The organism is Synechococcus sp. PCC 7335 (assembly GCF_000155595.1).
GTDB lineage: Bacteria > Cyanobacteriota > Cyanobacteriia > Phormidesmidales > Phormidesmidaceae > Phormidesmis.
This window is the reverse complement of sequence record NZ_DS989904.1, coordinates 2,043,400-2,066,236: the sequence shown is the minus strand read 5'-3', so window position 1 is coordinate 2,066,236 and position 22,837 is coordinate 2,043,400. Positions and strand designations below refer to the sequence as shown.

Annotated in this window: 22 protein-coding genes; 8 read left to right on the top strand and 14 right to left on the bottom strand. The window is 48.3% G+C overall.

Annotated features, from left to right (window positions below):
* Positions 1 to 185: 185 nt before the first annotated feature.
* A complete protein-coding gene (locus tag S7335_RS09055) occupies positions 186 to 1,658 on the top strand; it encodes a DASH family cryptochrome (protein WP_006456663.1) in 1,473 nt (490 codons plus the stop codon).
* A gap of 238 nt (positions 1,659 to 1,896) precedes the next feature.
* Here S7335_RS09055 and S7335_RS27265 read toward each other — a convergent pair whose 3' ends face one another.
* The 4 genes from S7335_RS27265 to S7335_RS09035 form a co-directional block, all read right to left on the bottom strand.
* Positions 1,897 to 2,601: a DUF2996 domain-containing protein gene (locus S7335_RS27265; protein WP_006455979.1), complete on the bottom strand. Its 705-nt coding sequence runs from the start codon at positions 2,599 to 2,601 to the stop codon at positions 1,897 to 1,899.
* Between the two features lie 81 nt (positions 2,602 to 2,682).
* Positions 2,683 to 3,633, bottom strand: coding sequence for a GDP-L-fucose synthase (locus S7335_RS09045; RefSeq protein WP_006457305.1), 951 nt, complete (start codon positions 3,631 to 3,633; stop codon positions 2,683 to 2,685).
* A 235-nt stretch (positions 3,634 to 3,868) separates the two neighbouring features.
* The gene (gene gmd, locus S7335_RS09040) at positions 3,869 to 4,939 is read right to left on the bottom strand and encodes a GDP-mannose 4,6-dehydratase (protein ID WP_006456902.1); all 1,071 of its coding nucleotides are present in this window, start codon (positions 4,937 to 4,939) and stop codon (positions 3,869 to 3,871) included.
* 394 nt (positions 4,940 to 5,333) lie between these two features.
* Positions 5,334 to 5,630: a hypothetical protein gene (locus S7335_RS09035; RefSeq protein WP_006454829.1), complete on the bottom strand. Its 297-nt coding sequence runs from the start codon at positions 5,628 to 5,630 to the stop codon at positions 5,334 to 5,336.
* Positions 5,631 to 5,926: 296 nt separating this feature from the next.
* On the opposite strand from S7335_RS09035, the gene S7335_RS09030 reads away from it, so the two are divergent.
* Positions 5,927 to 6,538: a DUF924 family protein gene (locus S7335_RS09030; RefSeq protein WP_006457357.1), complete on the top strand. Its 612-nt coding sequence runs from the start codon at positions 5,927 to 5,929 to the stop codon at positions 6,536 to 6,538.
* 41 nt (positions 6,539 to 6,579) lie between these two features.
* On the opposite strand, the gene S7335_RS09025 is transcribed toward S7335_RS09030, so the two are convergent.
* On the bottom strand, positions 6,580 to 7,140 hold the full coding sequence (locus tag S7335_RS09025; protein ID WP_006457130.1) for a DUF3611 family protein: 561 nt from the start codon (positions 7,138 to 7,140) through the stop codon (positions 6,580 to 6,582).
* Positions 7,141 to 7,291: 151 nt separating this feature from the next.
* Between S7335_RS09025 and S7335_RS09020 the strand changes: the two genes are divergently transcribed.
* Genes S7335_RS09020 through S7335_RS09010 form a run of 3 tightly spaced genes read left to right on the top strand, consistent with a single transcriptional unit; the run spans position 7,292 to position 9,955 of the window.
* Positions 7,292 to 8,677: a TldD/PmbA family protein gene (locus S7335_RS09020; protein WP_006457640.1), complete on the top strand. Its 1,386-nt coding sequence runs from the start codon at positions 7,292 to 7,294 to the stop codon at positions 8,675 to 8,677.
* Positions 8,678 to 8,697: 20 nt separating this feature from the next.
* The gene (locus S7335_RS09015; RefSeq protein WP_006456380.1) at positions 8,698 to 9,465 is read left to right on the top strand and encodes a transaldolase family protein; all 768 of its coding nucleotides are present in this window, start codon (positions 8,698 to 8,700) and stop codon (positions 9,463 to 9,465) included.
* The gene (locus tag S7335_RS09010) at positions 9,452 to 9,955 is read left to right on the top strand and encodes an SRPBCC family protein (RefSeq protein WP_006453740.1); all 504 of its coding nucleotides are present in this window, start codon (positions 9,452 to 9,454) and stop codon (positions 9,953 to 9,955) included. Before S7335_RS09015 ends, S7335_RS09010 begins: the two co-directional genes overlap by 14 nt.
* A gap of 47 nt (positions 9,956 to 10,002) precedes the next feature.
* Here S7335_RS09010 and S7335_RS09005 read toward each other — a convergent pair whose 3' ends face one another.
* The 5 genes from S7335_RS09005 to purN form a co-directional block, all read right to left on the bottom strand.
* Positions 10,003 to 11,100 carry an AI-2E family transporter gene (locus S7335_RS09005; RefSeq protein ID WP_006454833.1) on the bottom strand — a complete coding sequence of 366 codons (1,098 nt, stop codon included), beginning with the start codon at positions 11,098 to 11,100 and terminating at the stop codon, positions 10,003 to 10,005.
* A 217-nt stretch (positions 11,101 to 11,317) separates the two neighbouring features.
* The gene (gene psb32 / locus S7335_RS09000) at positions 11,318 to 12,028 is read right to left on the bottom strand and encodes a photosystem II repair protein Psb32 (RefSeq protein WP_006455833.1); all 711 of its coding nucleotides are present in this window, start codon (positions 12,026 to 12,028) and stop codon (positions 11,318 to 11,320) included.
* Between the two features lie 107 nt (positions 12,029 to 12,135).
* On the bottom strand, positions 12,136 to 12,969 hold the full coding sequence (locus S7335_RS08995; RefSeq protein ID WP_006455248.1) for an alpha/beta fold hydrolase: 834 nt from the start codon (positions 12,967 to 12,969) through the stop codon (positions 12,136 to 12,138).
* A gap of 65 nt (positions 12,970 to 13,034) precedes the next feature.
* Positions 13,035 to 13,745, bottom strand: a complete 711-nt coding sequence (locus S7335_RS08990; RefSeq protein WP_038015956.1) for a 1-acyl-sn-glycerol-3-phosphate acyltransferase — start codon at positions 13,743 to 13,745, stop codon at positions 13,035 to 13,037.
* Between the two features lie 556 nt (positions 13,746 to 14,301).
* Positions 14,302 to 14,979 (bottom strand): phosphoribosylglycinamide formyltransferase, encoded by a 678-nt coding sequence (gene purN / locus S7335_RS08985; protein WP_006457183.1) that lies wholly within the window; start codon positions 14,977 to 14,979, stop codon positions 14,302 to 14,304.
* Between the two features lie 154 nt (positions 14,980 to 15,133).
* Between purN and S7335_RS08980 the strand changes: the two genes are divergently transcribed.
* Positions 15,134 to 16,834, top strand: a complete 1,701-nt coding sequence (locus S7335_RS08980) for an ATP-binding protein (protein WP_006455312.1) — start codon at positions 15,134 to 15,136, stop codon at positions 16,832 to 16,834.
* 129 nt (positions 16,835 to 16,963) lie between these two features.
* Here S7335_RS08980 and S7335_RS08975 read toward each other — a convergent pair whose 3' ends face one another.
* The gene (locus S7335_RS08975) at positions 16,964 to 17,356 is read right to left on the bottom strand and encodes a hypothetical protein (protein WP_006457478.1); all 393 of its coding nucleotides are present in this window, start codon (positions 17,354 to 17,356) and stop codon (positions 16,964 to 16,966) included.
* 349 nt (positions 17,357 to 17,705) lie between these two features.
* On the opposite strand from S7335_RS08975, the gene S7335_RS08970 reads away from it, so the two are divergent.
* Both S7335_RS08970 and rlmN read left to right on the top strand, forming a co-directional pair.
* Positions 17,706 to 18,494: an SPFH domain-containing protein gene (locus S7335_RS08970; protein ID WP_006455335.1), complete on the top strand. Its 789-nt coding sequence runs from the start codon at positions 17,706 to 17,708 to the stop codon at positions 18,492 to 18,494.
* 18 nt (positions 18,495 to 18,512) lie between these two features.
* A complete protein-coding gene (gene rlmN / locus S7335_RS08965; protein WP_006454160.1) occupies positions 18,513 to 19,631 on the top strand; it encodes a 23S rRNA (adenine(2503)-C(2))-methyltransferase RlmN in 1,119 nt (372 codons plus the stop codon).
* A 39-nt stretch (positions 19,632 to 19,670) separates the two neighbouring features.
* Here rlmN and S7335_RS08960 read toward each other — a convergent pair whose 3' ends face one another.
* The 3 genes from S7335_RS08960 to S7335_RS08945 all read right to left on the bottom strand — a co-directional run bounded on the left by S7335_RS08960 (position 19,671) and on the right by S7335_RS08945 (position 22,590).
* Complete coding sequence (locus S7335_RS08960) at positions 19,671 to 20,642, bottom strand: ChaN family lipoprotein (protein ID WP_227499975.1); 972 nt, start codon at positions 20,640 to 20,642, stop codon at positions 19,671 to 19,673.
* 152 nt (positions 20,643 to 20,794) lie between these two features.
* Positions 20,795 to 21,873, bottom strand: a protein-coding gene (locus S7335_RS29455; protein ID WP_369791677.1) for an IS630 family transposase whose coding sequence is annotated in 2 segments (ribosomal slippage) — positions 20,795 to 21,402 and positions 21,402 to 21,873 — 1,080 coding nt in all. Because the reading frame shifts where the segments join, the coding sequence is not laid out codon by codon here.
* 111 nt (positions 21,874 to 21,984) lie between these two features.
* Positions 21,985 to 22,590 carry a TetR-like C-terminal domain-containing protein gene (locus S7335_RS08945; RefSeq protein WP_038015953.1) on the bottom strand — a complete coding sequence of 202 codons (606 nt, stop codon included), beginning with the start codon at positions 22,588 to 22,590 and terminating at the stop codon, positions 21,985 to 21,987.
* Between the last annotated feature and the right edge of the window lie 247 nt (positions 22,591 to 22,837).

Below are 22,837 nucleotides of genomic sequence, written 5' to 3'. Positions count from 1 at the left end.
CTTTATGCCTAAGTAGAGAGGGTTAGCAGATAGCACTGTCGTACTATGAGATCCAGCATATCGCTGATGTATTAGCGGCTTGCTATGGGCTTAGCGCTTTACGGGATAAGGGTTACCGCTTCTAGTAATGGGTTGAGCTAAGTTGCAGATTGCTATAGCTACAAAACTCGTCTATTTCACTTCAAATGCGCATCCTTCTCTGGCTTCGTAACGATCTTCGGCTTCACGATCACGAGCCTCTTCATCGGGCTACAGAGCAAGGCGCAGATATTATCCCTGTCTACTGTTTCGATCCTAGACAGTTTCAAGCAACCTCGTTTGGTTTTCCGAAGACAGGCTCTTATCGGGCTCAGTTTTTGATTGAGACAGTGGCGGCTTTGAAAGCAGAATTGCGATCGCGTGGTAGTAACCTAGTTATTCTTCAAGGGAAGCCAGAAGAAGAGATTCCAGCTTTAGTTAAAGCTTTTGACATCGCCGCTGTCTATTGGCACGAAGAAGTCACTCCAGAAGAAATAGAAGTAGAACAGCGCCTCGAAACTGTTCTAAACCAGCTCAAAGTCACTTCAGAGGTCTATTGGGGTGCAACGCTATATCATCCTGATGACCTGCCGTTTGAAGTGAGTCAGCTACCTGAGGTGTTCACGCAGTTTCGCAAAGCCATAGAAAAGAACACTCAGGTTTTCCCAACCTTTCCAACCCCAGAAAAACTACCCTCTCTTCCTAATGAAATAGAACCTGGAGAGCTTCCTAGCCTGTCCGATCTCGGATTAGAACGGACTCCGATTGACGAGAAAGGCGTTCTTCCGTTCAAAGGAGGAGAGAGTAAAGGACTTGATAGACTACAGCACTACTTCTGGAACGCTGATAGACTTCAGCGGTACAAAGAGACTCGTAACGGGATGTTGGGCGCGGATTACTCTTCCAAATTTTCTCCTTGGCTCGCTAATGGAAGTCTTTCTCCTCGCAGAGTTTACGAAGAAGTCCAGCGCTACGAAAGAGAGAGAAAGAAAAACAATTCAACTTACTGGATGATATTTGAGCTAATGTGGCGAGACTACTTCCGGTTTGTCTGTGTGAAGTATGGTCGCAAGATATTTCGTAAGGGAGGAATTCGTGGATTACCGATCGAATGGCAGCAAGATTGGAAGCGATTTGATCTATGGCGCGAAGGAAAAACTGGCTATCCGCTGATCGACGCTAATATGAGAGAACTAGCGGCAACTGGATTTATGTCTAATCGCGGGCGTCAGAATGTAGCTAGCTTTCTAACTAAGAATCTAGGAATCGATTGGCGCATGGGTGCAGAGTGGTTTGAGTCTCTACTAATCGACTACGATGTCTGCAGCAACTGGGGAAACTGGAACTATACAGCCGGCGTTGGGAACGATGCGCGTGGTTTCCGCTACTTCAACATTCCCAAACAGTCTAAAGACTATGATTCAGAAGGCAAATACGTTAAGCATTGGTTACCAGAATTAAAAACGCTGCCAGCGAAAAAGGTACATACGCCTTGGACACTACAGACAGTCGAGCAAAAGCAATTCAATGTCAGACTAGGGGTAGACTATCCAAACCCAGTAGTAGATTTGCAGAAATCAGTTAGTGTAAACGAACGTCGATACGAAGATGCCTGGCAACAGAAAAAACATAGACGGTAGGGGCAGTTAGAGAAAGTTCAGTCAACGCTCATAGTCTGTTCACTTCTGATCTTTTGTAGCTTAAGCCTCACTTGTTGAAGCCTCACTTGGGCTGGAGGGACCATCATCCCCCAAATATAAGTACCTACTACTCAACTTATCCCTTCCGTTATGATTCTGATAGCGGCAAAGGCATAGGTATCCTAACAAAGCTCCCTATCAAAGCTCATAGAACCCGTTGATATCAGGTCGATAGGACTTAGTTTCGAGTCAACCACTTCTGACCGTTTAGTCGCTGTAGCGTATACAGCACCATCAGATCTAATGTGATTCGCCGCTCATCTCCCATAAATTGCTCAACCGTGCTAGGGACTGCGCCATTAGAAGTCAGTGTGAATACTTTTTGGCCTGAAATATCTTCATCAATAAAAGCGATATTGAATTGGCGATCGCCTTCACCCGCTTCTGTCCACTGCCCTTGAACCTGCCAATAGGGATCACCACCACTTTGGCCCATCACCTCTAGCTTACGCTTAGCAAATTCTAGGTTCAGCTCTTCAATGCCTTCCTTCGCCATGGCTTCTTTCAAGCTAGGCAAGTAGTGCTGCTCCATAAATTCATTAAATGGCTTATCTTCCAGTTTGGGAGGTTTTTTCTTCTTCGCTGCTGGCTTTTTATCTCCAGACTTTGCCTCAGATTTAGCCGCTGGCTTCTTCGCTGAACCACCGGAGCCAACTGTCTTGCCGGCTGGCTGGTTACCAGCCTTAGCAGTCTCTCCAGAATCTTCTTTTACCTTAGCAACCGGTTCACCTGACTTCTTATCGTCCGACTGCTCTAAGTTCTTCGCATCGGCATCAGGCTTTGCAGTCTCTGCAACCGTATCTTTAGGTTTCGCACCCTCCACAATGTTCTCAGCGTTCTGGTTCTCAGCGTTCTGGTTCGATGGGGTTTGCTCTTCTGCCATACTATTTTGCGGCTAATTCGCTAGGGGCACTGCGCCATAATTATAGAAGTTTTCAAAGACTTGTTTCTATTTTTTATGAACTTAAGCGAGCTGAAGTGTTTGTGCATGCTGACGATACCACTCGACCGTTTTTCTCAATCCTTCACGGAAATCGGTTTGTGCTTCGAATCCAAAGGCTTGCTTAGCCCGCTCTACATCTAAGCAGCGACGAGGCTGACCATTCGGTTTGTCAGTTTGCCAAATAAGTTTACCTTCAAAATCCATCACCTCGCAGATCAACTCTGCAAGATCTTTGATAGAGATTTCGCTGTTAGTACCTAAGTTAACTGCCGCTGCATCAGAATAGTGCTGAGTCGCCATTACAATGCCACGAGCGGCATCTGTAGAATAGAGAAATTCGCGTGTAGGACTGCCATCACCCCAAACAGGCAGCGTTTTGTCTCCGTTGATCTGAGCTTCGTGAATTTTATGAATAAGCGCTGGAATAACGTGCGAGCTGCGCGGGTCAAAGTTATCTTCGGGGCCATAAAGGTTAACAGGAAGTAGATAAATACCGTCGAAGCCGTACTGCTGACGATAGGCTTCAAGCTGTACAAGCAGAGCTTTTTTAGCGATGCCATAAGGGGCATTTGTCTCTTCAGGGTAACCGGCCCAAAGATCGTCCTCTTTGAAAGGAACAGGGGTAAATTTTGGATAGGCGCAGATGGTGCCAACGCAGACAAATTTTTCTACCCCCGCCTGATAAGCTGCGTGAATTAGCTGAGCACCCATCATCAGATTGTCGTAAAAAAGCTCTGCAGGCTTTTCTCGATTGAGACCAATACCGCCTACATGAGCAGCTAGGTGAATGACCACATCTTGACCAATGACGGCGCGTTTACAAGCATCCATCTCAGTCAGATCATAATCGCGCGAACGAATGACCAGAATATCGTCGGGGTTAGCCCCAGCTTGCTGCAGTTGGTCTACTACCTGTTTTCCTAAAAAACCGGCTCCACCTGTGACGAGTATCTTCTTATTGGCTAGTTCCATCTATCCCTACCGCTATTAAACGAACAAAATACTATTTTTCTATATCTGCAGCCTATGCTATGAGTAGACCCAGCGAGGTTCGCCACATCACCTAATGTACCGTTATGTATCTGCTATGTCTGCAAGCTCAGTTTGCTCACATCAGTGTGATCACATTAGTCTACTTTTCCACAAGTCCCGTTAGTCTTTTAAGAACTAAGACCCTACTAGCTTTGCGGAAACTACGAGGCGGAGACTAAGATATAGAGCCGAGAATTTGACGACGGATAGTAGCGTTTAAGCTACCGTTAGTGCTAGTGACTGGCTGTTCGCTCACAACTTCCAAATCGGCGTCTACCATTAGTTTTACCAGCTCTTCAAAACTAACTTCCGGTTGCCAGCCTAAGATCCTTTTTGCCTTGCTTGGATCACCGATGAGCAAATCTACCTCAGCTGGTCTGAGGTAGCGCTCGTCAAAAGCGACAAAATCGGTCCAATCAAGATTGACGTGCTGAAAGGCAATATCTAGAAACTGACGAATGGAGTAGGTCTCACCTGTGGCTATGACAAAGTCGTCTGGCTGGTCGTGCTGGAGCATCAACCACATCGCCTTGACATAATCTTTGGCATAGCCCCAGTCTCGCTTAGCATCCAAATTGCCAAGGTAGAGCTTCTTTTGCTGTCCGGTAACGATACGAGCGATCGCGCGGGTAATCTTGCGAGTGACAAACGTTTCACCACGACGAGGAGACTCATGGTTAAACAAGATGCCGTTGGTGGCAAACATGTCGTAAGATTCGCGGTAATTGATGGTTTGCCAATGGGCGTAGACTTTGGCGCAGGAGTAAGGACTACGGGGATAGAAAGGGGTTTCTTCTGACTGGGGAACATGCTGGACTTTGCCATACATTTCGGAAGAACCAGCTTGGTAGAAACGGACTTCGCTGCGGGTTCGCTGTTGGTAGTCGCGAATGGCCTCTAACAGTCTCAGCGCACCCATTGCTACGGTATCTACCGTATATTCAGGCGAGTCGAAGCTAACCCGAACGTGAGACTGTGCTCCAAGGTTGTAGACTTCGTTTGGCTGGACTTGCTCTAAAATGCGGCGGAGCATGGTGCCATCATTAAGATCACCATAGTGCAAGAAGAGTTTGGCGTCTTCTTTATGAGGATCTTCATAGATATGATCGATCCGGTCAGTATTAAAAGTAGAAGTGCGGCGGATGATGCCGTGGACTTCGTATCCCTTACTCAGCAACAGTTCGGCCAGATAAGAACCGTCTTGCCCGGTGATGCCGGTAATTAGTGCTCGCTTCGGTTGCGTCATCGTTAGGATATTCCTCTATTTTCTATTTTCAGATAAACAGTAGACATATAGCAAGGCGCGGATGCATTCGTGCCTTGCGAGTCACTTAGCCTGTTGAAACACAAGGGTTATAGCCAGTAACTATGCCGTAAGCTAAGTGACCAAAGCTATAGTACTAAGTTTCGGACACTGCGAAGTTTCCGACGCTATTTAGAATCTACAAGTTAGGATCTACAAACGCTTTGCTGTAAGTATGCCCAACAGAAGAGTGAATAAAGAAAACCTGATAATATGGGCTTTCTTGTTCTTAAGACTACCCGAGTTCGTCGTCGAGATTAGGTGCTTTCTATTAAGAGAACATGAATTAAAAGGACATCGCTTATAGGCTACCTGCAATAGCTTTATGAAACTAGTTCTAAGCTCTGCGATCGCGCTCAATATCGTAGATAGCTTTCTCCCAGCACCATTGTTCCGGCCGACCGGGATTGCGATCTCTAACGTCGCGCACTAGACGCTGTGCGACTGAGGCATTCCCGCCAACCAGTCTTAATAGCTGCTTACGGGTACTTCTAGAGACACCTCTTTCTCGAGGAATACTATTAGTGCGGTGACCACTAGCACTGCGCCCCTGGATAGGGAGTCGATAGCCTGTCAACCAGCAATAGATAGCTAGCAGTAGGACAACTGCAATCACAATGGAAAGAATAGACATACAACGTGAGTTGAAATATATGGCTTAGGGTAAGTCAAAAAACGTACAACTGACATCGTTTTTCACACGGACGTGATTTTCTGTGATGTTTCTTTCCTAGTACAACCCAGTTCCTAGTACCACCTAAGTAGGAAAGCTTTCTTGACCTGGTCAAACTTTCGCGTAACCATGTTACCGATTGTTTAATCAGGCTTTTAACGAAATGTCAGTGGCTTGCAATCTGTCAGAAGCTATTGTTTCTAAAATGAGATCTAGAATCGTCGAGACGATTATCACTTAGGAGGCTGGCATCTAAAATGGTTGGGTTTGATGGGTCTCAATCGCGGGTTGAAGCTATTCTTTCTTTTTGGTTTGGTGATTCTACCGCCTCAGACTACGGCCACTATCGCAAGGCCTGGTTTATCAAAGATCTGACCTTTGATGAACAGATCCGTAATCAATTTCTAACTGATACCCAAAAAGCCGCCGAAGGTGTCTACGAGAATTGGAAAGCACTGCCATCCTCAGCAGTGGCGCTGATACTACTGCTCGATCAGTTCCCACGAAATATATATAGAGGTCAACCACGCAGTTTTGCAACTGATGCTCAGGCGCTAGAAGTGGCTCAGTATCTAGTTGATACTGGCCTTGATCGAAACCTGATACCCGCATACCGCTTCTTTGTGTACTTACCCTTCGAGCACAGCGAAGACATGAACTACCAAGATCACTGCGTCGAACTCATGCAGCGCTTGATCGAAGATGTTCCCGACTTAGATAAGGGACTCAAAGGCGGATTAGACTATGCAAAGCGGCACCGAGACGTGATTAAACAATTCGGACGATTTCCCCATCGCAATGAAATTCTAGGTCGCGAGAGCACGCCAGCAGAACTGGCCTTTCTACAGCAGCCTGGATCGCGCTTTTAGCACTTCGTAACATCAGCTACACATCATATAGCTATTGATAGCTACTGACGGTTGGTGACATACTCTAGCCAGATCGAAGCGCACAGACCGACGTAGTGCGCGAAAATAGCATTAATCACTGAGAAGACGACGGCGATATCGGCGGCATTGATAAAAGCTGACGAATCCTGACTAAGCGCACCAAAAGTAGCCACCTGCCGCAGCGATCGGGTCCACAGATCGGCAATGACAACTTCAGCCCCAAAGATAGTAATCAACATCCCAATCAGGCTGATAGAAATACCAATACGAATTGCTCTGATGGCATCCTTCGGCTTGGGTCGTAAGTCGGGGTTAGTAGTGCTGAGTTTACGGCCCAAAAGAACGTAGCGAAAACCCCAAAATGCACTGACAAAGATAGTTAATAGTCCGATCGTAGTAAACAGATCAGCAGAGGCGCTAGAAAAACCAGTGTTAGGCTCTAACGCGTTGAATACGAACAAGATGCTGGCAATCACGCCGATGACAGTCTGCACCCACACACTTGCCCAACCAACTCGCTTGAAGTTCGCAGCGATGCGCCGAATAGCGGGAGGTAGGGAGTAGCCAAGTTCACCAGTCATAGGTGCATTCCTCTCGTAAGAAGGGGATAAGCTTTATGTTAATACGAATAATGAGTGGTAGGGGAGATAGAGAGGTGCAGAAGAATGCTGCGGTAAATATCGGCAACAGATAAAGTTAATCGACATCCGATTCAGTATAAGAGGGTTGAGTATGGAGAGCTTTAAGGATCAAGTGAGTGATTTGATTGCTCGACATCGGCACCGGGTGGACTACTTGGCGGTGCGTTTGGAAAAGTCACAGGGTTGCGAGATTCGGCTACGAGCAGAGGCATTGGAGGCGCTAAGTGAGGGAGTTGCTGTCGGCGGACAGGTTCGCGCTTGCTATAGAGGCGGTTGGGGATTTGCGAGCTTTAACCGACTGAGTGATTTATCAGCCCGGATGGAAGATGCGATCGCAGCTGCCCGATTGGTTGGAGGAGATACCACTCAGCTAGCCCCTATCGATATCATTCAGACCACCTGCAGGCTGCCGCTAACAGGAACAGATCCAAGAGATATTTCACTAGCTGATAAAAAAACACTATGCCATCACTATATTGACGTCCTACAGGGAGAGCATCCTGAGATTATTTCAACGGCCGTACGCTACGAAGACAGCTATCAGCAGGTTTTAATCGCCACTTCAGAAGGCACGTTAATCGAACAAAGCTGGACCGATCTAGAGATGCGGTTTTCAGCAACGGCTAGACAGGGTGAGAAAGTACAAACTGGTCGGGAAACGGTAGGATCTCGGCGTGCCTATGAAGATGTATTAGGGCTAGAGGACCAGGTAAAAGCAGCAGGTGATCGCGCCGTCAATGCCCTGACGCTGCCTCCAGCTAAAGGGGGCATCTACACCATCGTCATTGACCCTATACTTAGCGGGTTATTCGTCCATGAAGCCTTTGGCCATCTGTCTGAAGCCGACATGATCTATGAGAATCCAGAGCTACTAGAAACGATGTCTCTCGGACGAAGATTTGGTCCGCAGAACCTACAAATTTTTGATGGTGCGGCCCCTTTAGGGCATCGCGGGAGCTACTTATACGATGACGAAGGCACACCCGCTACAACCACTCAGCTAATCAAAGACGGTGTGTTAACCGGTCGACTACATTCTCGCGAAACTGCCGGGGAGCTAGGTGAAGCACCAACAGGAAATGCTCGCTGCTTAAGCTATCACTATTCACCGCTAGTCCGGATGACAAATACCTGGATTGAGCGCGGCGAAACACCTGTCACCGATCTATTCTCTGGAATCGACGAAGGGATCTACGCGCGTAACTGGATTGGCGGACAGACCAACGGTGAGCTATTTACCTTTACTGCTGGTGAAGCCTGGATGATTCGCAAAGGCGAAGTCGCTGAACCTATACAGGACGTGACGCTATCAGGCAATGTTTTTAGCACACTGGCTAACATTGAGGCGATCGGCGATGACTTTTACTGGGATGAGTCAGGCGGCTGTGGTAAAGGCGGACAGAGTGGGTTGGCCGTCGGCTGCGGAGGTCCGAGCTTGAGGATAAAAGACGTTGTCATTGGAGGAGAGAGTGAATGAGGCCTTTAAATACTTCAGAAATGAGCCCTTCAAAAACCAACACTTCAAGTGCAAGCACTTTAGGAGCAAGCACTTTAGAAAATGGTGAGATAGATAGCTTACCTAATCTGCGTCTTTATCTAGATACCGCCGATACAGCGGCGTGGGAGAGGTGGCTGCCAACCGGAATGTTCTATGGAGTGACTTGTAATCCACTGCTTTTAGAAAGAGCAGGCGTTGACTGTACGCCTAGCACATTAAAATCGCTAGCCCAGCGGGCCTTCGATTTAGGTATGCAAGAAGTTCATCTGCAAGCCTGGGGCGAGTCTACGGCGACGCTGCTGAATATTGGTAATTTACTTAGCAGCTTCGATCAGCGAATCGTGGTTAAGCTGCCTGCTACTCGAGAGGGCACTATAGCGGCCAAGCTGCTAGTTCGTTCCGGTATCCCGGTCACGCTGACGGCTGTCTACTCCATTCGTCAGGTCTTGATCGCAGCAGCGATCGGAGCTAGCTATGTGGCGCCGTATTTAGGACGGATTGACGACAGTGGTCGAGATGGCTTTGCTGAAGTAGCGACGATGCAGCAGGTGCTAAAGGGCGTGAAGTCTACCACTCGGGTGTTGACTGCAAGTATTCGCAATATAGAAGATATCCCTGAGCTGGCAGAACATGGCCTAGATACGTTCACTTTCTCCGATGCGATCGCCCAGGCTTTCTTCGACGTACCTGAGACAATTGAGGCGACTGCTGAGTTTGAAAGAGCTGCTAACAGCGCTGTGATTATTACTGCCGATGATACTGGGTAATTATCTGTCAGCTTTGTCTTCGGAGAGCTGCTATGTTTTTGGAGGGGCGATCGCTGTGACTGTCTACGAGCAATCTATCTTTATCCGAGCGAATTCCACAACTGTGGAACGTTGTTTTACAGAGCAACGCCTGATGCATCAGTGGCTAAATCCAGCCTTGGTCTGTGAGCCAGTGGGTGAGTGGCAAATGACCCTAGGTAGCGAATTTGAATTCAAGCTGAAGATTCCAGTGCTAACACCCTCACTGCATAGCACCGTAATCGAACGTCAACCGGGACTAGTCGTGTGGGGATTTGACGGATTTTTTGAAGGATGCGATCGTTGGGAGTGCCAGCCCGAAGCCAATGGAACAACGCTGCTAAATCGATTTGAATTTACGATTCCTAATCCACTAGTAAGCTTTGGATTCAACCAGTTTGCAGCTACCTGGACCAAGCAGGATATGGAAGCTCAGCTACAGCGGTTGAAGCAGATTGCCGAGCGCCTATAAGCAGCCACCAAGCGAGAATTAGCTATACAGATTCCCTTATACAGAAGCTAGGCCGAAGCCAACGCCGAGCTATCAGACGGCTGGCCTTCGCTCTTATCAATCATCTTGGAAGGAGAAGGTGGAATCTTTTGATCTTCAAAGATGCTTTTGATCGAGCTAGCGACTGGCACAGCCACAATCAGCCCTAGCACGCCTGCAATTTTAGTCCCTAGCAAAAGTGAGACAAGAATCCAGACAGGATTGAGACCGACAAAGCCGCCGATGAGCTGAGGGGCGATCGCATTTTCCACCACTTGATCGATCACCGCCGCTACCGTTACCACCCGTACCCCCAGCCAAATACTCTTCAAGGCAGTTAAGAAGCTAATAATCGTAATGCTCAGCGCCGGGCCAAAGGGGAAGATTGCCATCACACCAACGGCAATCCCAAAAAGCAGACCGAACGGCACCTGAATCACCACAAAGGCGATCGTCATCGCGGTGCCCATCAGCATCGCAACCGTAAATTGTCCCAAAAAATAATTCTGAAAGTTCTGTTTGATCAGAGGCCGAGCCCTAGCATTCCAGGAATCTGGTAGCCATTGATAGAGCCCATCCCAAAGCCTTTCACCGTGCAGCAGCAAGTAGAAAGTGAGCACCACCGTCAAACCCAAATCGACAACGCTACTGATGGCATCTGGCAACAGCCCCAAAATGCTGGCACTGATGGTCTGAACCTGGGTAGTGATTCTGGTTTGAAGCTGGGTCGATAGCCGAGAAAGATCAATTGGCAGGTTGAGGCTAACTGCCCAATTCTGAAAAGCAGTCACTTGGGACGTACTAGAGTCTATCCAAGACGGTAACCGTCCAGACAGCTCATTGAGTTGCTCAACTAGCGGTGGTGCCAGAATAACCCCTAGCACCCCCAGCACAGAGACAGTAATTAGCAATACTAGCAAAATAGCTAGCGATCGCCTCAGTCGAAATCGTGATAGCCACTGAACAGGATAGTTCAGCACAAAAGAGAGCAGCGTTGCTGTCAAGAAGATAGTGAACTGAGTTCGAAAATAGGCAAAGATCTGTAGTGCTACCCATCCATTTAGCGTCAAGAGCGGCAAGGCTAAACCCCAGACCATCCAGCGCGGCAGTCGATTGAACCAGTCCATTAATAATGTATGACCTATTTTGCGGTGACTTGCGGCAGATCCGTGTCGCTACGCAACTTCGCTATGCAACAGCGCACTGAAACTTTAACTAGGATAGCGGATTGCCTATAGCGATTTCTTCTCTCTAAGGTAACCCTATCTAGGTCAGCCCTAGATAGGGTTACCCAAAGCCACCCTTGCTAAACGTAGCGCCTAAGGTAGCTAAACTATCTATCCGCTAGCCGCCTACCGACATATACCAGTAGTAAGTAGCCATAGGAATGACCGTAGCTGCAATCAATAATACAATCACGACTGTCGTTGAAGAACCTCGAGTTGCCTCTGTTTCCTCAGCAGTAGCATAGGTTCGATCGACATCAACGGTATCGTCATACGCTTCAGGAGGTCCCGGATCAGGCTCTCCTGAGAGCACAGCCACGAGCCGATCGGTTGCACCTAAAAAAGATTGATTGTACTGGTTTCCTTTGAGCAAAGGTATTTTCATCGTCTCGCCAACAATGCTCTGCGCTAGATCTTCATCTACAATCTTCGCCGCACTTTCACCAACGCTAATGCCAATGTTATTAGTGACATCGTCTAATACAATCACAGTCTGATTACTCCGCGCTTCGGGCGTAGGAAACCAGCGCTCAGCTAAACCGTCGGCAAAATCCTGAACCGTTTCGCCATAGTCAAGCCGGTGAATCGTAACAAAACGAACCTCATTACCCGTTTCCTCAGCTAGCTGCTTGAGTGAACTTTCAATCTTGCCCTCATTCAACCGTGAGACCTGTGAGGCTTCATCGATGAACCACTTCCCATCAGGGCTTTGCGGCATACTGTACAAGCTAGTCGCTAAGGCAGGGGCACTGAGCAGTTGGAAAGCGAGCAAGACGGTTGCGCTAAAGCACACAAACTGACGGAACCAGCAGAGGAGTCGTCTAGACATGGGTATGTAGGGTTAGGCTGCGTTAATCTCTTTCGGTGTTTCTCAATAATAGATGAAATTGGGATAGAGGAAGTTGGTATGGCAAACATCAACTTCCAAGGGTGATCTCAAGATTGATAGCTAAAGCCCTTTGCGTTAGGAAGAAACTGATGAGTCTGTAAGATTTCTGCTAAATCAGTTTTGCTCTCGATCAAACAGGCGTGGCCGCTTTCTGGCAGCAGGGTCTTTTTTGCATTGGGAAATCGTGCCACTAAGCTATTCGCTTCGCGCTTAGAAGGGAGTAGTCGATCGTTGCCGCCTGCAATTATCAAGACCGGATGAGTCATCCGCTCCAACGGCAGCCGCTCTATATCGAATTTACCTAGCAAACTCATGCGCCATGCAGCGGTTTTGGCTGGGACCGAGCCCATTGCATTGACAAGCGCGGTGCGATCGCGGTTACTCACTCGAAAAGGTTCTATCAAAAAAGGAATTAGACCCTGCGCGCCATAGCGATAGATCAGATTAGGCATCTGATGAGTGATTAGCGATCCTAGCTGCATCCAGGGCAATCGCCGAAAAGAAGACGCTGGATTAACCAGCACCACCTTCTCGAACAGGTACGGCGAGTCCGTCAGCACCTGCATTGCTAGACAGCCTCCGAAGGATTCACCACACAAATAAACCGCTCTTCTCCTGCCTGAAGGAGTGCTATCTTTTCCTAGCTCATTATCAATTAGTTGACTAACCTGGCGAGTTAATGTCGGCCAGTCGGCTAGCTCGCTAGGTGGCAGTGATAGGCAACGTAGGTCAAACCAATGGGATAGTTTATCGGCTTGGGAGTGAAATAGCTTTCCTGTACCATCCATCCCCGGTAAGTAGATAAAGAGGGGCTGTAAGGGCGATCGCGCCGACTCTTTTTCTAGTCCTACGTGAGGTTTTATAAATTTAATGGTATCCAATCTTCCTTGTCTAATCGAGCTTTGAACCCGATCTCTCTACAGATATCTTTTTAATCTACCTGCTGCTAGCGGCTCTTCAGTAGCGTTTGGATCTCATCTTGACAGGTATTGGTTAACGTAGTGGCCACTTGCGAGGCTTGCTTTCCGTGGTAGTGCGCTTGTAGATTTGTGGTTGAGATTGGCTTTCCTATCACGACAGCTACATCCTGATAGATCACAGCCGGGTGGCGTCCTGCTTGCTGAAACAAAGGCTCACTAGGATCAAACCAACTTAGCAAACGCAAGGGAACGGTATCTTGTTGCTTTTCCTTTAGAGCAATAATAGCAGCCGGGACAATCATTAAGTCCTCAACGGGTGCGCGCAAAGCGAGGTGAGCAAAGCCCCGATGAAAGTCGCTGATTCGATCAGGTGGGGGGATTTCAACCATAGGGTTGGTGCCTTCAGGGAAGACCCCAATAGATTGATGTGAGCGTAAAAAATGAGTAGCCTGCTTAAAAAAAGTTCGTCCTCGTTGCTTAGGACCATCGAGCGGAAAACAGCCTAGCGCATCGACGATATCACTCATCACCGGGACCTGAGACATGTAGTGATGACAAGCGAAATGGACTGGCTGAGCAGTCGCAGCCATCAGGAGTGGTGCATCCAAAAAGCTGCGATGATTGGAAATCACCAAAAAAGGCGATCGCGGCAAGGAAAATAGCTGATGTACACGAATACGGATGCCCATAGAAAAAAGCATCCATCTAGAAAGTTCAAGAGAATTAGTCAAGGGCATTGTGCGTAGCGCACTAAGATGTTGGACAAGGACTTAGCTTAGAAGGACCTAGCTTAGTTAGAAGGACTTAGCTTAGATAGAAAACAGTTAGTCGAGAACCGTTGAGCAAAAGCTCGAACACAAAAGCGAAGATAGTAGAACCAAGATATGGAAAAGTCAGCTCAAAAGACGAAAGGCTAGCGGAATCTTTTTGAGGTCACTAGCCAGTTATCCTATACAAGTTCAATCTTTAGCATCACCGAAAGGGATGAACTAGTTTTTTTGGTACTAGTTCGCTAGGTAAAGAATCCTACAAGATGAAACTACCCTTGAGGGCAGTTCACTTCTAGAGTGATTCTTACATCTCAATTCCAGCAAACTAGCTTGCAACGTGACTCTTCGTATGACGTGACACCAACCCTATGTCAGTCAAGAGGCCAGTCAAAAGGTCAATCAAAAGTTGTGTCATCAACGCTACTATCACTTAGCTTCTCTCAGCCAATTGATTTAGGTTAACCAGGCTCAGTTTATCAAAGGTACCTAGTCAAAGGAACCTCTAGTCAAAGGGACCTATAAGTTAATCGTTATGAGTCCATTGACCAGACTGCCCAGCGGCAAGCGCAATTGCGCGCGGAAAGATTAGGTGCTCTTGAACTTGAATTCGAGCTTGCAACGTTTCTACGGTGTCATCAGCGAGTACGGGCACAGCAGCTTGCATGATAATCGGTCCGCTATCGACCACAAGCTCCACATAGTGAACAGTGCAGCCCGCGATCTTAACATTAGCCTTGAGCGCCTGCTCTACAGCATGGGCCCCTGGAAAACTAGGCAGCAGGCTAGGGTGAATATTTAGAATCTGGCCTGGGAAGGCAGAAATTAGTCGCTGTGTAACCCGGCGCATCCAGCCTGCCATCACTACCCAGTTCACATCGAACTGACTAAAAGTGTTAATAATCGCCTCATCCAATTGCTCTCGACTCTCGAAAGTACGATGGTCAAGCAGCTTGGCGGGGATGCCCAGGCGCTGAGCCCTTTCAACAACTTTGGCGGTCGGATTGTTGTAAATGACAACTTCAATAGTGGCGCTGAGCGTACCAGCAGTGATAGCAGCGGCGATCGCTTCAAAGTTGCTACCGCTACCAGAAGCCATAATACCCAGTCTAAGTGGCGCCGACTCAACAGCAAGATCGGCCGTCGTCTCAGGGGAAATCAATGCTGAACCATAGGGCTGAGTTGAAGGCTGGAGAAGCGGCATAGCTTTAGAGCAGTAGAGATAATACGAAGACAATAGGGGCTATGTGAATACACTGAAATATGCTAAGGCAGCATTCAACAAATCAAGAATGATTTATATTTTGAGAGTTCAATCGGACAATCCTATCAGTACTTGACACCTGTCAAATTGCGTAATGAACTTATCAACTGGTCCGTCTGAATCGATAGCTGTGTGGAAACTGTTGGATGCGATCGCTCAGCCTGTCTATGTAAAAACGGCTAACCACAAATGGCTCTATGTGAACGAACCTGGCGCAGCGCTAATCGGTCTGCCCGCGGAGGCGATCATCGGTCGCAGTGAAGCCGACTTTTTGCCCCAGCAGCTAGCAAGGCAGCTCACTCAGCAAGATAAGCTATTCTTCGACAGCGCTCGGCAGAGCGAAACACCGCTGTTGTTCGAGACCACCGATGGTACGCAGCATCTGGTGGGACATCGCCGACTGTTCAGTACAGCCGACTTGGGCATTCAGTCTGGAGGCGAAACCACTGTTGCATTGGTTAATACGCTACAAGATATGACAGCGCTAGCCTGTATACGTGAAAATAACAATCTTCTTCATAAACGGCTAGAGTCGAATCAAGCCAAGCTACGTAAGGCTCAACAGCTAGAATCTACGCTGAAGCGAATTACTGATCGCGTTCGAGAAAGCCTTGATGAGCAGCAGATTCTGCAAACAGCAGTTAATGAACTAGTAGAAGTGCTGAATGCAAAAGCTGCTAACACAGCGCTTTACGATTTAGAGCAGGGCACCTCAACGGTATTACATGAATGCGCAGCAGGATTAGCACCCATGCGCGGTCGAGTATCGTCTCTAGAGGCTTACCCCGAGGTTTATCAACTATTACTAGCAGGTCAGTATTTGCAGTTTTGCTCTATTTTTCCTAACCCGGAGCGGGGGCGAGTGTCGATGTTTGCCGCGCCGATTGAGGATGATAGAGTTGTGCTAGGTGACCTGTGGTTGATTAACGATAAGGACAGATGGTTCTCTGAATCAGAGATTCGGTTGGTGCAGCAGGTGACCAACCAGTGCGGAATAGCCATTCGCCAAGCCAGACTCTACCAAGAATCTCAATCGCAAGTCCGCGAGCTAGAACACGTCAATACGCTAAAAGATGACTTTCTAAGCACCGTTTCTCATGAGCTACGTACGCCTGTGACCAGTATGAGAGTCGCCATACAAATGCTGGGTATCACCTTGAAGCAGGAATACGGCATGGACGAAGAAGAGCTAAAAAAACCGTTGGCTAAGAGGGGACGACTAGCCCGCTATTACAGCGTTTTGAACGAAGAATGCGAACGTGAAATTAGCCTCGTCAATGACCTGCTCGACCTTCAGCGTTTAGATGTTGGTAATCATCCCATGATGATCCAGCCTATCAAAATCTCTAGTTGGTTGCCCGGCATAGTTAACGGCTTCAAACCTAGAACGAATAGCCGCAAACAGGAACTTACCCTCACAATCAAAGAAGATCTGCCCGAGCTGATTTCTGATTTGGCCAGCGTTGAACGAATTATCACAGAGCTCATCAACAATGCCTGCAAATATACGCCGCCTGAGCATTCTATTCAAGTTGAGATAACCGGTGAGCCCCATTCGATGAAAATCTGCGTGACCAACACGGGAGTAGAGATTGCAGAGGAGGAGCGCGATCTCATTTTTGACAAATTTTATCGAGTCCCTAGCGCCGATCCTTGGAAGCAAGGCGGTACAGGACTAGGGTTAGCTTTGATCGAGAAGCTAGTAGAGCATCTAGAAGGTACTATCACTGTCGATAGCGGTATGAATCAGACAGTTTTCATCGTTGAGCTGCCTCTGCTTCATTCAGCGGCTTGAATTTAGAAGCTTCGAACAACTTCAATATCGTTCACTTTGCTACTCATGCAGCACTGGTGCCCGAAGATGCAATCGACACTGACACTGGTGAGCCCCAGAGATGAATGGGTTGTAACCGATCAGCTATCGTCAGCTATCAGAGTTAGTTAAATCTAATAGGTTGGGTAAGTCTAATAGGCGAGTGGCCTCGTCAATAGCACGCATGGTATCTTCTAAGGCTGGCGGGTTGCTGAGCTGATCTACCTCGACGCCTGTTCCAGGATTTGTCTCGGGGTCTGTTTCTACTGAATCTTGATTCGTAGGAACGGCTTCTGTACCGAAGCTGCTGCATAGCGCAGTGAGATCATGTTGCCGACCGTCAGCCCCGTGAAGGTAGCAAACAGGATCGGCAGTATAGACTTGGGCTAGGGCGGCGGGCTCAGTGATTAGCCAGCTAGCTACGCTTGTGGATACGCCTACTGATAGACCAAGCGCACCGAGCCGAAACCCAGATATGCAAGTTTGGGCAGCATGAAGGTTCATAATCTCTCAAAGTGAAGATGCTGGTATTTAGGACGATTGAAACGCTTAGGTGCAGCTATCAGATGAGTTAGGACAATAGAGACCGTAACCGCCAGCGAGCGTAAACCCGCCTGACGAACCCACCTAACTGACAGAATAGGCATACAGCCCCACTTGACTATGCGCTCAACTTTGTCTCGGTAGGCTTACTATGCCCGCTTTTTGTGAGCTGATTTCAACAGATGCTTAGCAGATCGTCAAAAGATCGCTGTAGGTCCCTTCGCGAGAAATCTCACATATTCAAGCGATAGGGATATACTTTCTTAATCAAACGTGCTACTCAAAGAGCACACTTGTAGAGTCTTCACTCATGGTTTCGTCAATTCTGGCCATTCTTTCTTTTCTGATCGCTGGATACACTGTTAGTTCAGTACGAATCATTAAAGAAGGCAATGCAGCCCTAGTAGAACGATTGGGCAAATACAATCGTAAGCTTGGCCCTGGGGTGAATATAATTGTGCCGGTAGTAGAATCTGTGGTGCTAGAAGATTCTCTGCGAGAACAGACCCTTGATATTGAGCCACAAAGGGCCATCACTAAAGACAGCGTAAACCTAGAAGTCGATGCCATTATCTACTGGCGAATCTATGACCTAGAGCGGACTTACTATGCGATCGAGGATGTCGAGTTCGCGATGAGCGAGCTAGTCACCACAACGCTGCGCTCTGAAGTCGGTAAGATGGATTTTCAAAGCCTATTCTCATCTCGCGATAGGATCAACCGTGCCTTGCTAAGGGAACTCGATCAAGCAACCGAGCCTTGGGGTTTGAAAGTCAATCGGGTCGAGATTCAAAAGCTAGATCCGCCGCAGAACGTGCTCGATGCCATGCAAAAAGAGCGAGCAGCTATCTACGAGAAGAATGCCAAGATCTCTGAAGCACAGGCGGACGTTGAGTCGATGCGTTTGCTCTCTGAGGCGATCGCCAACACTGGTAACGGTAAAGAAGTCTTGCACTATCTATTAGCTCAACGCTACGTCGCAGCTAACCAAAAGATTGGGGAAAGTGACAATTCCAAAGTGCTATTTATGGACCCCAGGGCGCTGACTGAAGGGCTAGTCGATCTAATGAATGACGGCGACGTTAGAATCAAAGAATAAAAGCAAGATAGGAACCCAATGTTAGCAGCGACTACAGAGCCTCAGCTTGAATCAAAATCTGATAATGCAAGATCGGATGATGACTCGCCCCAAGAGATAGCCGTAGTACCGCTGTTGGGCCGCTCTATTGAAGCTTTAACTGAATGGGTGATACAGCATGGGCAGCCTGCATACCGGGGCAAACAGTTACATCAGTGGATTTATCAGAAGGGAATTCGCTCATTAGACGAGGTAACGGTCTTTTCAAAAAAATGGCGCGCTGAGGTAAGCGGCTTTCCAGTAGGGCGATCACATATTCACCACCGCTCCGAATCGCCTGATGGCACTATCAAATACCTGCTTAGGCTTAGAGATGGGCTGATTATAGAAGCGGTCGGCATCCCGTCTGATAAGCGTCTGACTGTCTGCGTCTCTTCGCAGATCGGCTGTCCGATGGGCTGTGACTTTTGCGCGACGGGAAAAGGTGGCTTTACACGCAACCTAGAAACCTATGAGATTGTCGATCAGGTACTAACGGTTCAAGAAGACTTCCAGCGGCGGGTGAGCAACATTGTCTTTATGGGCATGGGTGAGCCTTTGCTGAATACGGAGGCGGTGATCGGTGCGGTGCGATCACTCAACCAAGATATCGGCATCGGTCAGCGGATGATGACTGTATCGACGGTAGGCATTCCAGGCCATATTCGCAGGTTAGCCGAACAGCAAATGCAGATTACCCTCGCCGTCAGTTTGCACGCTAGCAACCAGGCACTACGCACTCGGCTAATTCCTAGCGCTAAGCAGTATCCCCTTTCAGCGCTGCTAGACGAGTGCCGAGACTATGTCAAGATGACGGGTCGCCGAGTCACGTTTGAGTATATTTTGCTAGCTGATTTGAACGATCGCTCAGAACACGCCGCAGAGCTGGCCTCAGAACTACGCGGCTTTCAAAGTCATGTGAATCTGATTCCGTACAACCCAATCAGCGAAGTGGACTACCAGCGCCCTAGCAGAGCAAGAGTCGAAGGCTTTACCCAGCAGCTCAAAGATAAAGGAATTGCCGTTAGCGTTCGCTATTCTCGTGGCTTAGAAAAAGACGCCGCTTGTGGTCAGTTGCGAGCATCAAAAGCCGCAGAGACGATTTCGACTGCTTCTTAGTCTCTAGCTCTATTTCCTAGTCCTGACCGCCAGCGCTATCTAGGGCGTGATCCAAACGAAATCGGTAAAGTTAGGCGTCGTGGGTTGATCAACCGTACTTAGCCGAACGCTAGCCTGATCAATCTCGGGAAGGCGACGCTCTACGCGGCTAGGAATGCCGTAATCAAAGGCGATATGGCCTTCACCTGCTAAGACAACCATCTGCCGCTCAGGCTCTTTTTCTAGCTGCATGACGACACTCTCAGCCATTGTTTCATCCCACAGTACTTGCGCTGCAAAAAAATTCTCAAAGTTGAGACTGCTGCCATGACCATGAGCGCCAAAGACCTGGGCAACAGAAGCTCGATACGCTTCATTAGTGGTATCGAGCTCAGCAATCGGTGGAACGTACTTCAGCAGATTTTCATCTAAACTTTCTAACCCTTCGCGGGCAACTTGTCTAGTCGCTTCTGTCGGTGTGTTTAATGCAATCACCGGAATTTGGTTATCTTTGGCATAGCGAACAATCGGCGCATAGAACTCCCAATCAAAGCCCCAACGGGTTTCGTATTCGCTCTGCTCTACTAGCTCTGCTTCAGTAATGTCGCCAGCTAGGTAGTCATCTAGAGCGGACTGGAAAGGGCGCTGAAACATTTCTAGACCGATAGCGATCGCATTCGTTTGATCTAGCGCTTGGATGATGTTGAGTTGAGCGATGTGATCGGCCCTGCTATCGTGGGTTTCTGCAAGGTAGATGACTTGGGAAGAGGCGATCGCCTCTAATACATCAGCGTTAGCAGAGTCTGTCTCAATACCCGGTTCATTTTGAGTGATCGCCTCTTCCTGTGAAAGCGGTGAAGCATTCTCTTCCATTCCACTTCCCAGCGCAGTAGCGTTCTGCCCATTCGTACAGGCTAAAGACAAAGCTGCTAGCGTCAGCCCCAACCGCAGGCAGACTTTGGAGGGCCAGTGTGCAGAGAGATTGGAAAGAGTGGAATTCTTTGATGCGGAATTCTTTGATACAGATGACATAGAAGGCTACAAGCAGACTGCTCTAAAGAGCAACTTTCTGAAATTACACATGTGCTTTTTGAGGTATATCCATCCTATATCAAGCAATTAGGTGTGGTGTGTGAAGCCTCTAATAGAAAATGCGTGCCCGGCAATAAGAAACTATAGCCATCCTAGATGATTTGTGAAAACGAGCCGTACATGTGCATCTTGGGAAAGTCGAAGACTTCCAGCGACAAGAATTGCTCGAACAAGAACTTGACGCCTTTGAATGATGGCTTCAGTCCTGCCAATCGTCGCACACTGTTCTTTGCCTGTAGCCAAACATCTTCAATCGGATTCTGAGTCGGGTCGTTGGGCGCAAACTGAATGCAGTGAATCGGCCACTGCGACGCTGGTAGGCCGTCGTTGGTCCGTGCTAGGAAGTCTCGAATCTCATGAGCTCTATGGTAGCTCGCCCCATCCCATAGCAACAGTAGTCTTTGCTGTGGGAACTGCACTTGTAAGTACCGCAAGTAGGCGATGGTGTTAGCCGTGTTGCCAGCGCCGTAAGCCCCAAACAACACGCGCTTGCTCAGCAAGTCGAGCGCACCGTAGTAAGTTTGCCGGTCGCGTTCGTTCACAATCGGCACCTCGACGCGCTGACCTCTAGTACCCCAAACGTAGCCTTCCAGGTCAGCACTCATCAGGTGACATTCATCCATGAACAGCACTCTGAGCTGCCCACGCCCTATCTCGTCTCGGTAGTGCGCCAAGCAGCGCTCGATGTCGGCTTTTTTGCCGCCACCGCCTCAGCATCGCCCTTCGGGTTGACTTTGCTTGTCTTCTTCCAGGTGATACCCGCTGACTCGAACAGGTCGTAGTAGCTCTGTTTCGAGGCATAGACCACATCGTAGTCTTCTGCCAGATGACTCTCTAGCTCGCCGAGCGTCCAGATACGTTTGCTACCTAGCCAAGCCAGCACCGCTGCTTTCTCAGCACCACTTAGAAAGCTCTTCTTGCCCTTGTGCTGGGGAACAAACCCAGCTAGCCCGGACGCTTCGTACAACTGCTTCCATTCGCTGATAGCGCCGAGCGATACATTCAGAACATCGACGACGCCTTGATAGCCGTGCCCTTCGTACAACAGTTTGACCGCCAGCGCCTTCTTCACCTGACGCGCATCTCGTTCCTTACGGATGAACGCTTTGAGCTCGGCTATCTGCTCAACTTTATCAACAGCCGCAGTCTCTCGAACAAACGCCTTATCCATCGCTGTAACCACGCATTAGAGCATTGCTAACCCTATTCTATTTCTCCTTGTTCGGGTTAGTTCGACCGCTAGTGCAGCTTTTCGCTTTTTATACCGGATGGCTATATCAATCTAAATCGTCAAGCTAACCAAACTATCTCTTACCAGCGATTCCGCAAGGGCCAGTTGAGCATCTCTCTGAGTAGTGAGCATGCCGTCAAGTAGCAGCATGGCAATGCCATGAACTAACGACCACTTTCCCAAGGCCAGAAACTCAGCGTCTTGATCCATGCGGATAATTTGCGCACTCTGTCCAGCCGCGATGATATCTACCAGAATTTGAAAGGTGCTAGTAGATACCTCATACAGCGAACTATCGATCGGTTGGTTAGGCGGGTAATGACTGAACATTATCCGAAAATGAATCGGATGATCTAGCGCGTAGCGGACATAGGCTACGCCTGTTGCCAGCAAGCTTTCAACAGGTTGATTAGGGGTCTGGTCAACTGCATTTTGTAGATACTCACCAAATTTGGTAAAGCCTTCCGCTGCGATCGCCGCCAACAGCGCCGCCTTATCTTCAAAGTGTCGATATGGCGCCGCATGCGAGACCCCGGCTTCACGAGCGACCTCACGCAGCGAAAGACTTTGCACATCCTTTTTTTGCAAAAGTGCCAAGGCAGCGCTCACCAATGCCTGCCGCAAGTCTCCGTGATGATAGGACTGCTTCTTTGCCATGGCATCTCTAACTCCCATCGTAGGCTCATTATCATACAGATGTTGACATCATAAACATAGGTGCGCTAATCTTGGATCAATTCAATGTTGACGATGTAAACAAAGTTATCAAACATGACGTTCCTTGGCTTGAAGTAACTTTATAGAGCCAGGATCAAAATCAAACAAAAACGGCTAAACAAAGGTAGGTAAATATGGACCACATCTTTCCCGGTCGCTACACGGCAAACGTTTCAGAGCCTTGTGT